Annotated in this window: 8 protein-coding genes; 6 read left to right on the top strand and 2 right to left on the bottom strand. The window is 62.2% G+C overall.

The window, feature by feature from the left end:
* The first annotated feature begins 342 nt into the window (after positions 1 to 342).
* The 6 genes from E4Q23_RS12845 to E4Q23_RS12820 all read left to right on the top strand — a co-directional run bounded on the left by E4Q23_RS12845 (position 343) and on the right by E4Q23_RS12820 (position 7,782).
* Positions 343 to 4,470 (top strand): PAS domain S-box protein, encoded by a 4,128-nt coding sequence (locus E4Q23_RS12845; protein ID WP_169066995.1) that lies wholly within the window; start codon positions 343 to 345, stop codon positions 4,468 to 4,470.
* Positions 4,471 to 4,608: 138 nt separating this feature from the next.
* Positions 4,609 to 4,794, top strand: coding sequence for a prepilin-type N-terminal cleavage/methylation domain-containing protein (locus E4Q23_RS24605; RefSeq protein WP_169066994.1), 186 nt, complete (start codon positions 4,609 to 4,611; stop codon positions 4,792 to 4,794).
* Positions 4,795 to 4,822: 28 nt separating this feature from the next.
* Positions 4,823 to 5,170 (top strand): hypothetical protein, encoded by a 348-nt coding sequence (locus E4Q23_RS12835; RefSeq protein WP_169066993.1) that lies wholly within the window; start codon positions 4,823 to 4,825, stop codon positions 5,168 to 5,170.
* Between the two features lie 52 nt (positions 5,171 to 5,222).
* Positions 5,223 to 6,026, top strand: a complete 804-nt coding sequence (locus E4Q23_RS12830) for an ABC transporter permease subunit (protein WP_336511684.1) — start codon at positions 5,223 to 5,225, stop codon at positions 6,024 to 6,026.
* Positions 6,027 to 6,034: 8 nt separating this feature from the next.
* Positions 6,035 to 6,868 (top strand): hypothetical protein, encoded by an 834-nt coding sequence (locus tag E4Q23_RS12825; RefSeq protein WP_169066991.1) that lies wholly within the window; start codon positions 6,035 to 6,037, stop codon positions 6,866 to 6,868.
* Positions 6,865 to 7,782: an ABC transporter ATP-binding protein gene (locus E4Q23_RS12820; protein ID WP_169066990.1), complete on the top strand. Its 918-nt coding sequence runs from the start codon at positions 6,865 to 6,867 to the stop codon at positions 7,780 to 7,782. The genes E4Q23_RS12825 and E4Q23_RS12820 overlap by 4 nt, the downstream gene beginning before the upstream one ends.
* A gap of 48 nt (positions 7,783 to 7,830) precedes the next feature.
* Here E4Q23_RS12820 and E4Q23_RS12815 read toward each other — a convergent pair whose 3' ends face one another.
* Together E4Q23_RS12815 and E4Q23_RS12810 are read right to left on the bottom strand one after the other, a co-directional pair.
* On the bottom strand, positions 7,831 to 9,387 hold the full coding sequence (locus tag E4Q23_RS12815; protein ID WP_169066989.1) for a hypothetical protein: 1,557 nt from the start codon (positions 9,385 to 9,387) through the stop codon (positions 7,831 to 7,833).
* Positions 9,384 to 10,328 carry a glycosyltransferase family 2 protein gene (locus tag E4Q23_RS12810; RefSeq protein ID WP_169066988.1) on the bottom strand — a complete coding sequence of 315 codons (945 nt, stop codon included), beginning with the start codon at positions 10,326 to 10,328 and terminating at the stop codon, positions 9,384 to 9,386. The genes E4Q23_RS12815 and E4Q23_RS12810 overlap by 4 nt, the downstream gene beginning before the upstream one ends.
* Positions 10,329 to 10,332 lie beyond the last annotated feature (4 nt).

The following is a 10,332-nucleotide window of genomic DNA, read 5'->3' as shown; positions in this document are numbered from 1 at the left end:
GAGAGACGGTCATCACTTTCATGATTTGGGGTATCTCGACATGTCATGACCGTTAGCAACTTTCCTCCGGCCCACGCTGTGCGACTTGCAGGCCATGACTCTCCCGATCAATCCGCTACGCTGCCCGGCGCTGAGCCGGTGAGTGCTGGTGCTGAGGTGGTGGCGCCCATTCCCTTGCGCCTTGAAAAAAAAATTTGAGCGGCCAGCGACGCTTGTCGCTGCTGTTGAGTCGGCGCTGCCCCCGTCCCGCGGCGAGGTTTTGATCGGCAAGCTTGTTGTGCCAGCATTCGACACGTGCTGTTGCGACGCCGCCGGCTTGCCGCTCCAGTCGAGGAGCGAGCCTTGAAGACTGACGCAAACTCCGCCGCGCTCTCCGCACGGGCAGCGGTGTCGGGGCGACCGCTCTGGCTGTGGCTGGCTTCGCGCTTCGTCCTGGCCGGCGTACTGCCGCTGCTGTTGGTTGCTGCGCTGTTGCTGGCGGTGCCCCTGCCGCAGGCACGTGACGAGATTGACAATCAGCAGCGAGCACTCGCCCGTGCCATCGCCAACCAGGTCGAGGTGCAGCTGCTCGGCGCCGAGCGCGAATTGTCGGCGACTGCTGCGCATCTTCGCCAGGGAAGTGGGCAGCCGCCGTCGTTCGCGTTCGACGCCCTGGATGCACACGCCGGCGTCGGTGATGTTTTCGCAGCGATTTACATCGTCGGCGCCGACGACGTCGTGTACGCCGTCGGACTTCCCGCGGGGCAGCGTAGCCAGTGGCAAGAGCCGTTGTCAATGGATCTCTCCGACCGGGCGGTCCTGGGCCAGGCGCGTACGCGTGGCGCGCCGGTGTGGTCTGAGGTGTTCCTGTCGGAGGTCAGCGCGCGCCTGGCGGTGAGCCTGGCGATTCCGGTCGGTGAAGACGTCCTGCTTGGCGAAGTGCCGATCGATCGGCTCGGCGAGTTTCTCGAGCGTCTGCCAGGCGAAGCCGGGATGTCGACAATGATCCTCGATCGCCGTGGCCAGGTGATTGTCAGTTCACCAAGCCGTTCTGACGCTCGGCAGCTCGAGCTCGCTCAGTTGCCGGTGATTGGCGACGGCATGCAGGGGCGTTTCGGCAGCCGGAATTTCGTCTGGGGCGGCGAGCGCTTTATTGGCACGCTGACCAGCGTTCCGCAACTCGGCTGGATGGTTCTCGTCGCGCAGCCACGAAGTGAGGCTTATGAACCTTTTCTGGCCACTTTCCGGGCGCTGGCTGCCGGCTTGTTGGCGGCACTGTTGTTGGCCATCAGCGCGACCTGGATCGTGGCGCGAGGTTTCGCCCGGCGCATCGGCGCTTATGCAGCACAAGCGCAGGCCTTTGCCGACGGCGACTATGAGCGGCCCTGGCCGCATGCGCACGTCAAGGAACTGGATAGCCTGGCGGAGCATCTCGATCGCATGTCGCTGGCCATTCGCCAGCGAGAACGCGAGCTGGCGATTGGCGAAGCCCGCTATCGCTCGCTGATCGGCAATCTGCCCCTGGTGATTTTCCAGTTCGACGCCCAGGGCGTGTTTACGCTCAGCGAAGGCAAGGGGCTGCGGAACTCCGGCTGGCAACCCGGCAGGGCGGTCGGGCAGTCGATCTTTTCTCTTTATCGCCACGACCCGGAGGTTTGCGAGAAGGCTCGCCGCGCGCTTGCCGGAGAGGCGCAGCACTTCACCCTGCGCGTCAACGACACGGTTTTCGAGACCTATTTCAATCCCGTCCGGGAGGCGGACGGCGCGCTGGAAGTGATCGGAGTGGCCGTTGATATCAGCGATCGCGTACGCGTCGAGGAGCAATTGCGGCAAGCGAACATGGTGGTGGAAAGCAGCCCGGCGATGCTTTTCCGCTGGCGTGCCGAAGAGGGTTGGCCCGTGGCATTTGCTTCCGACAACGTCAGCCAGCTGGGTTATTCGTCAGCGGAGTTGCGGGATGGATCGATTCGCTTCGACGCACTGATTCACCCGGACGACCGGCAACGGGTTTCTGCCGAGGTGCAAGCCCACGCCGCACACGACGACGAGCACTTTCAGCAGGAATACCGGGTCGTCTGCCGGGACGGGACGATTCGCTGGCTTGACGACAGGACCGCAATCGAGCGCAACGCGGCCGGGCAGGTGACCGAATATCGCGGTATCGTCATCGACATCAGCGAGCGCAAACACGCGGAACAGGCGCTGCAGCGAGTCAACCGGCAGCTGTCGATGATCAGCGAATGCAATCAGGCGCTGATTCGTGCCAACGACGAGAGCGAATTGCTGAACACCGTCTGCGAGATCGTCGTGCAGGTCGGTGCCTACCGAATGGCCTGGGTCGGTTACGCGGAAAATGACGCCGCGCGGAGCGTGCGACCGGTGGCGCACGCTGGCCATGCCTCCGGCTACCTCGAGCAGCTGAATTGCTCCTGGGTGGACAGCGAGCGCGGGGGCTGCGCCAGCGGCATCGCCATTCGTAGCGGCCACCCGTGCGTGCTGGCGAACATCGCCAATGAGCCCGGCTTCACACCCTGGCGCGCTGGCGCCATCGAGCGGGGTTATGTCGCCCTGTGCGCCCTGCCGCTGCGGCATGGCGAGCGGATCCTGGGCTCCTTGAGCATTTACTCGGCGGCCCTGGGGGCCTTCGACGCCGAGGAAGTGGCTCTGTTGAGCGAGCTGGCGGACGATCTGAGCTTTGGCATCAGCGTGCTGCGTACGCGGATCGAACGCCAACAGTCCGAGCAGGCGCTGCGCGAGAGCGAGGCGCGCTACCGGCTTCTCTTCGACGGCAATCCGCATCCGATGTGGGTCTACGACCGGGACTCGCTCGCTTTCCTGAACGTCAATGATGCGGCCCTGCGCAGGTATGGATATTCGCGCGCTGAATTCCTGAGCATGCCGGTGAGCGACATACGCCTCAGCGACGACACACCGCTTCTCCTCGAAGATGTCGTCTCGGTTGAAGAGAGCGGCGATTGCCCCGGGGTCTGGCAACATGTCACCAAGGACGGAACCATCATCGACGTCGAAATCGTGGCCCACGCCATCTCCTATCAGGGGCGTGCCGCGCAACTCGTTCTGGCCGAAGACGTCACCGAGCGCAGGCGCGCCGAGCAGGCGCTGCTGGAGAGCGAGTTGCAATACCGCGAACTCGTCGAAAACGCCAACAGCATCATCCTGCGCTGGAGTCCCGAGGGCAAGGTCAACTTCATCAACGACTTCGGTCTGAAGTTTTTTGGCTACTCGGAAGACGAATTGCTTGGCCGGCATGTGATTGGCACCATCGTTCCCCCGTATGAAACGAGTGGCAAGGATCTGCGCCCGCTGATGCTGGATATCTGTCGTAAACCGGAGAGCTTCGAGCGCAATATCAACGAGAACATGCGCCGCAGCGGTGAGCGCGTCTGGGTCTCGTGGACCAATCGGGCAATCAGCAACGGCCGCGGAGAGGTGGTGGAGGTCTTCAGCGTCGGCTCCGACATCACCGAGCGTCGGCAGGTCGAGGAGGAGCTACGACGCTATCGCGAACACCTCGAGGAACTGGTCGCCGAGCGTACCGACGAGCTGCGCCAGGCGATGGCGCAACTGCTGCAGGCGGAAAAGCTCGCCGCGCTGGGCAACCTGGTTGCCGGCGTGGCGCACGAACTGAACACACCGCTCGGCAACGCGCGCGTCGTCGCCAGTGTCCTCGGCGAGCAGTTTCGCGAGTTCGCCGACGCCGTTGCCAGCGGCCGCCTGAACCGTGCCCAGGTCGACACCCTGCTCAGCCGAGGCCGCGAAGCGCTCGACTTGCTCGAACGCAATACCGCCCGCGCCGCCGAACTGATCGGCCACTTCAAGCAGGTGGCGGTAGATCAGAGCAGCGCCCGCCGGCGCGTGTTCGACCTGCGGCAGACCGTGGACGAGATGCTGCTCACCCTGCGGCCCGGTTTCAAGCACAGCCGGCACCGCATCGAGCTGGAAATCCCGGCTGACCTGGCCATGGACAGCTACCCCGGTCCGCTCGAACAGGTCATCGCCAATCTCGTCGGCAACTCGCTGGCGCATGGCTTCGAGGGCAACGAGGGCAACGAGGGCAGCGTCGAGGGCCGCATCGAGATCATGGCGCAGCGTGTCGCCCCCGATCAGATCGTGCTGCGCTACCGCGACAACGGCAAGGGCATCCCCGCCGAGATCCTCCATCGCATCTTCGAACCCTTCTTCACCACCCGCCTCGGCCAGGGCGGCAGCGGCCTCGGACTGTACATCGTCTACAACCTGGTGACCGCGGTATTGGGCGGCAGCATCGAGGTCGATAGCCCGCCGGGGCAGGGTGCGAGTTTTACGCTGACTTTGCCGAGGACGGCGCCGGAGCGTGTGGTTGGGGGGTTGAGTGGAGTGCAGTGGGGGTGCGGCGTGCGGCGCTGGGCGATTGACGATCGCGGGCCGCGGGGGGAGCGTTTGCTTTCGGTATCCCTGTTGAGCGGGATTGTGACAATTTGTGTCAGTTGAGTGACGAAATGTGGCGCCGTTGATCGGCGCTGCGTGCGGAAAGTCACGCTTTTGCGTGCTTTCAGGCTCCTGGCACGGAACTTGATACTGGTTAAATCAACGGATTGTCCGTTGCACCTACTGGAAGGAGTCCAAAACATGAAGAAGCTGCAAAAAGGCTTTACCCTGATCGAGCTGATGATCGTCGTCGCGATCATCGGTATTCTCGCCGCCATCGCCATCCCGCAGTTCTCCGAGTACACCAAGAAGGGTGAAGACAAGGCTGCGCAGTCGGACGCCAAGAACATTCTCACGGCAGCCGTTGTTGCCAGTACCCAAGAATAATCTCGCTATCTAGATCCTGGAGAATATGATGAAGAAAACTCTATTGCTGGCTGGCCTGCTGACGTCAGTCTTAAGTTCCGTCGCATACGCGGGTGGGGCGGCGATTTGTGTTGGTGATGGTGTATCCAAGACTGTTGCTGTTGGCGAGTACACCAAACGAACGTTCGAGGCTAAGTGCTCGGCGAACGTGTTTAGTCACTACGCTGACACCAACCTGTCGTTTGGGGTCGTTGCTGGATCATCGAAAGGGAAGAACACTTTTGGCGGTGGTACGGGCGGCGGTGGTATCAAGCCCATGGAATCGTGCGACAGTTCGACCGGTTGCGCGGCCAAAGTGACCGCTACTACTGCGGCTACCGCACGCGACTCGAGTTGATGGGTCACCCTGAAGGAAGAAGAACGCGCCTCGGCGCGTTTTTTTCCGTTGCATGTGGTCATTCTGTCTTAGTGCGCTCCGTTCCGGCTTCCGTAGCCGGGCGGTGCTGCTGATCCTTGTCTTGGGGACGCTGCTGGTCGGCGTTGCCTTTCTGGCGGCCTCCTTTTCTCCGCGACAGCCGCAGACCGTGACCATGGACGTCGGGTTTTCCGGAATCCGCTTCAGCCTGGTGTTGTTCGCCCTTTTTTGGGTGCAGGAACTTGTCGGCCGCGAGGTGGAAAAGCGGACGGTGCTGTATGCATTGGCCTATCCGGTTTCCCGTGGGGCCTATTTGCTGGGCCGTTTCTTTGGTGTACTGGCTCTGCTGGCCGTCGCCGCTGTGGCGCTGGGCGGGCTGTTGTGGCTATCGGTGATCGTCTCCGGTAGTGAATATACTCAGAGCTATGCCGTCCAGACCGGCTGGCCCTACTGGCTGACCATTGGCGGTCTGTGGGCTGACGCTGCGGTGGTTGCGGCGTTTGCGTTGTGGATAGCCAGCCTGTCAACCGTGCAGATGCTCCCGGTTGCCTTGGGCGCGCTGTTCGCGGTGGCTGGAAAGAGCTTGGGTGCGGTGCTTGACTACCTTGAACGTGGTGCCGATGGCGATCAGGAGTTGATCGGTCGCTACGGGTCCTTGCTGGAGACCATCCAGTACCTGCTTCCCGACCTGTCTCGCCTCGACTGGCGGACGTGGCCGATGTATGGCGTCCCCCTGAGTGACGCGGCTGTTTCGTACGGATTGCTGATGGGCGCCGGCTATGTGCTCGTGCTGCTGGCCATGGCGGTGATTACTTTCGGCCGGCGCGAGTTCTTTTGAAGGCCGGCATGGGTCATCGTTTGTCGTTACTGCCGCTGCTGGTCGTGATTGCTGGGGGGCTTGTTTTCTGGCTGGGGCAGAGCGGCCTGAAAGGCGTCAAGCGATCACGGCCGAATGCGGAGATAGAGGTCGCGCTGCCGATTTTCGTGCAGGTCGCGCTGGCCGGTGGTGACCGCTACCTGGCGGCCAACTGGTCGGTCATACGCGCATTGGTCACCGAGACCAGCCGTATGGCACCCGAGGAATACGCGGTGCTTGGCCAGGTTCAGAAAGATGCGTCCTGGCTGAACCCTGCGCACGAAGACAACTACTACATTGCCACGGCGATACTGCCCTGGGAGGGGCAGGTAGAGCCCACGCAGGTCATCTTGCGTCGAGCCACGGTGGCGCGGTTTTTTGACTATCAGCCACCGTTCTACTACGCCTTCAACCTGTTTCACTTCATGGGTGACGTGCAGGGCGCGTCGGAGTGGTTGCGGCGAGCCGCAGAGGAACTGCCGGACCCGGATGAACGGCTAACGATGCAAGATCTTGCCGCCAGCTGGCTGGATCGCAGCCAGGATCTTGACATGGCCGCCCGAATCGTCGACGCGATGGCCGCCCAGGCCAAGCGCAAGGATTTTGCCGCTTACCTGCATCAGCGTAGTCAGCGCCTACGCGATCTCGCTGCCTTGCGGCGTGCGGCGACCGTCTATTCAGAGAGGCGTGGTAAACCGCCCGAATCGCTTCAGGACCTGCTGAGTGCCGGGTTGATCGATAGCCTGCCTGTCGATTCCTTTGGCTCCGGTTTTGCCATTGACGCCGATGGTCTTCCGGTCTTCGCGAGTAGCCTGAAAAAATGAGTCCCGCAATTTTCATTGATGCCTTGTGCAAGACCTACCCACGCTCCTGGCGGACACCGGCATTCGAGGCCGTGCGCGGACTGTCCTTGACCATCAGCGAAGGTGAAGTCTTCGGCTTCATCGGCCCCAATGGTGCGGGCAAGAGTACGACGATCAAGGTGCTGACTGGCGTATTGCAACCCAGCAAGGGGCGTGCAGAATTATTCGGCAAAGATGTGTCATTACCCGAGGCCAGGCGCGGCCTTGGCTACGTGCCGGAGAACCCGAGTCTCTACGACTATCTGACGCCGCTCGAAATCCTGACGATGGGTTTGGCGATCCATCGTGTCAAGCTGCCGGATGCGCGCCAGCACTGCATGCAGTGGCTGGACAGGTTTGCGCTCTCGCACGTGGCCGACAAGCGCGTCCGCAGCTTCTCGAAGGGTATGACGCAGCGCGTCGCGCTGGCACATGCGATGGCGATACGGCCACGCCTGCTGATTCTCGACGAGCCACTGTCCGGGCTTGACCCGGTGGGGCGCAAGGACGTTGTGGACGTCCTCAGCGACTATCGCAGCTCTGGCGGAACGATTCTGCTCACCTCACACGTGTTGCACGACGTCGAGCGCCTCGCCGACCGCTTCGGGCTGATCAATCGCGGCGAGCTGGTGACGGTGCAAGCGCCTGGCGAGCTGCTCCATGATGAACAAAAAGTGACCGTGCGCTCAGCAGGGGCCGGGCCGGTGAGCGGATTTGTTGCCGAAACGAATGGACGATGGCGTGCGGATGTCCGCCGTGACCAGCTCTGGCAGTCGCTCGATGCCTTGCGTGCGGCGCAGCATACGGTGCTCGACATCCGCCCCGCCCTCACCCTGGAGGACGCGTTTTTCCGCTTTATCGATTCGGCGCCGTCAAGTGAAGCGATGTGCCGATAGAAACGTAGGCGCCACAAGCGGGGTGTCAAAGCTGCGTGTGGCTGAGGACTATTTTTCTCGCGAGTAGGGTGCCGGAAGTGGCTTCATCCAATTCGGTAGCGTGGCAGTGCCGAGACGTCCGACGTAGTGCGCGGCGGCTTGGCCACCCTGGCGATCCGCCAGCGTGTAGTGGTAGTCCGCGGGGCTTCGATGAAAGGTGGCGGCGCGCCAGAACTCGTTGAAAGCCGTGTGCGCGCCGGCGAGAAGAAACAGGCAGGCCACCCAGAGGCTGGACGGCGCAGCGAGCCGGCCAGGTGCCAGAAGCGTTTGCACGCAGATCACCAGCAAGACCAGCAGCGGTGTCGTGCTGAGCCGCAGGCCGAGATCGTTCGAGGGTCCGAAACGGATTAGCGGCAGAGCCAGCAGTACGATCACTGCGAGCCAGAACTCCGCGCGGCTGTCGCGAACGTGTGGAGCGAGCACGAGGGTCAAGAACAGAAATTCGCAACTGACGAAGAGAGCGTACAAGTGGAGGGAAGCTGCCTGTAAAGGGTAGTTTACCGGAGCAGCGGGCGGCACCGTCGCCAGCGTGGACTCGATGTTCCCGGTGTCGAGCAGGAGGAAAAGGGCAATCGGCAGAGAAAACGCGGCTGCCGCAACGATGCTGCTCCACGGCAGGCTCTGCCCGCCAAACCGGCGTTGGTATTTCGCTGCTCCAAGCACCGCGAACGGTAGCAATCCCATTGCTGCGAAAGGGGTCCAGATCAGGGTTAAGGGCAGCAAGGCGACGGTGACCCGGAATAGTTCAGCCCCGTTCAGGTGGCGCAAGAAGACCACTGTTGCGATCCAGATCGGCAGGCAGTGATTGGGTGCCCAGAGCAGCTGATTGGTGAGCGAGGGGTAACTCATGGGAACCCACCATTCGAGCCGTAACGGAAAGAGCGGCATTGACTCTGTGGCGATGATCTGGCCAAGAAAGTCCATTCCGCTGAAGAAGACCACCAGTAGTAGCGCCACAGCGAGTCGCCAACCGGCTCTTCCAGGTAGCGGTAGCATCAGCAGGAAGATCAGCACACCGAAAGTGGTCCAGGCGTAGACCGCGAGGTCGAGATGAGCAAGCCCGAAGAGCTTGCCAAACACCGCAAGCGGCAGAAAGTAGCCAATTGCCGAGCGAAGAATCAGTGCTGTCCCGTCGGCCGCCAGGTAGTGGACTGGCCACTCGGCGTTTACGAGGTCACCGAGAACGGCGTCGCGAATGTACCAGTCGGCGTTGGCGTGCATGAAGTGGCTGCCACCGCCGAAGGCTGCCCAGGCGCAGCTCGTCAGGACCAGCAATACGACCGCCGACCGCGCATGTTGGGAACGCCATACGGCGGGCCACGGGCGGAACACCCGGGCGATGAAATAGATCATCGCGCTGCACAGCAGCAGGGCGATTGGCAGGCGCAACCAGCCAAACAAGAAAATCAGGTTCGGTAACGCCAGATAGGCCAGAGCGAGGGCGGTCAGTCCGTCGACGCCGGCAGGCGCGCCGACCAGGGCATCCGCCTGTTGGCGCTGCTGCGTTTGCCGAGCACCTGGCTCTAGCGCTGCGTCGTCCGCCGGGCCGCCTTCAAGCGGCATCATTCATCAACCGGCGAAAAATTGACGCGCTCCTTCTCCACCACCAGCGGTCGTTTCAGGACCTGCGTGTGAATCGCCGCAATGTATTCGCCGAGAATGCCGATGAAAAACAGCTGCACCGAAGCAAAGAAGAAGAAGCCGATGACCACTGGAGCGATGCCCACTGAAAACTGTTCCCAACTGACCAGTTTGTAGATCAGGTAGGCGATTGCCACCAGCAGGCTGAGCGCTGAAAGGGCGAATCCGGCCATCGTGGCCAGGCGGATCGGCACTTTCGAATGACTGGTGATGCCCAGGATCGCCATGTCGTACAGGGTGTAGAAGTTGTTCTTGCTGATGCCGCGGCTTCGCCGTGGCTGGACGAACGGGACTTCCGCGTGCGCAAAGCCGATGTCGGCGATCAGCCCGCGGAAATACGGGTAGGGGTCGTCCATTTGGCGAATGATTTCGATGACCTCCCGGTCATACAGGCCGAAGCCGGTGAAGTTGGGGATCAGTCGGGTATCCGAAATGCGCCCGATCGTAGCGTAGAAAAAGCGGCGAACGAAGGTCATCGCGGTGGTGTGGGCGCTACTCGGCTTCACTCCGGCGACGACGCGATAACCTTGCTCCCAGCGCGCGATGAATTCCGGAATCAGTTCGGGCGGTTCCTGCAGGTCCGAGGCCATGGCGATGACTGCTTCGCCGCGCGCCTGCAGCAGGGCGTGGGTCGGTGAGCGGATGTGGCCGAAGTTGCGGGTGTTGACGATCAGCTTGACGCGCTTGTCGTCTGCGGCGATGGCCTTGATGCGGGCGACGGTGCTATCGGTCGACGCGTTGTCGATAAAGATGTGCTCGTAGTCGTAAGCGGGGAGGCGTTCGAACTGCTCGCGGATGCGCGCGTAGAGCGCGTCGACGTTGTCCTCTTCGTTGAAGCAGCCGGTGACGACGCTGATCAGCTTCATGGCG

Origin of the sequence: Candidatus Accumulibacter phosphatis, assembly GCF_012939955.1 — a bacterium.
In the GTDB taxonomy this organism is placed as follows: Bacteria; Pseudomonadota; Gammaproteobacteria; order Burkholderiales; family Rhodocyclaceae; genus Accumulibacter; species Accumulibacter delftensis.
Note: the sequence above shows the minus strand (reverse complement) of the source record. Positions and strands in the feature narration are given on the sequence as shown.

What these genes read in the sequence shown, in the direction of transcription:
- E4Q23_RS24605 (WP_169066994.1), top strand. Translation starts at nt 4,609, where the DNA reads ATGAAGAAGCTGCAAAAAGGCTTTACCCTGATCGAGCTGATGATCGTC.
- E4Q23_RS12835 (WP_169066993.1), top strand. Translation starts at nt 4,823, where the DNA reads ATGAAGAAAACTCTATTGCTGGCTGGCCTGCTGACGTCAGTCTTAAGT.
- E4Q23_RS12830 (WP_336511684.1), top strand. Translation starts at nt 5,223, where the DNA reads ATGTGGTCATTCTGTCTTAGTGCGCTCCGTTCCGGCTTCCGTAGCCGG.
- E4Q23_RS12825 (WP_169066991.1), top strand. Translation starts at nt 6,035, where the DNA reads ATGGGTCATCGTTTGTCGTTACTGCCGCTGCTGGTCGTGATTGCTGGG.
- E4Q23_RS12820 (WP_169066990.1), top strand. Translation starts at nt 6,865, where the DNA reads ATGAGTCCCGCAATTTTCATTGATGCCTTGTGCAAGACCTACCCACGC.
- E4Q23_RS12815 (WP_169066989.1), bottom strand. Translation starts at nt 9,387, where the DNA reads ATGATGCCGCTTGAAGGCGGCCCGGCGGACGACGCAGCGCTAGAGCCA.
- E4Q23_RS12810 (WP_169066988.1), bottom strand. Translation starts at nt 10,328, where the DNA reads ATGAAGCTGATCAGCGTCGTCACCGGCTGCTTCAACGAAGAGGACAAC.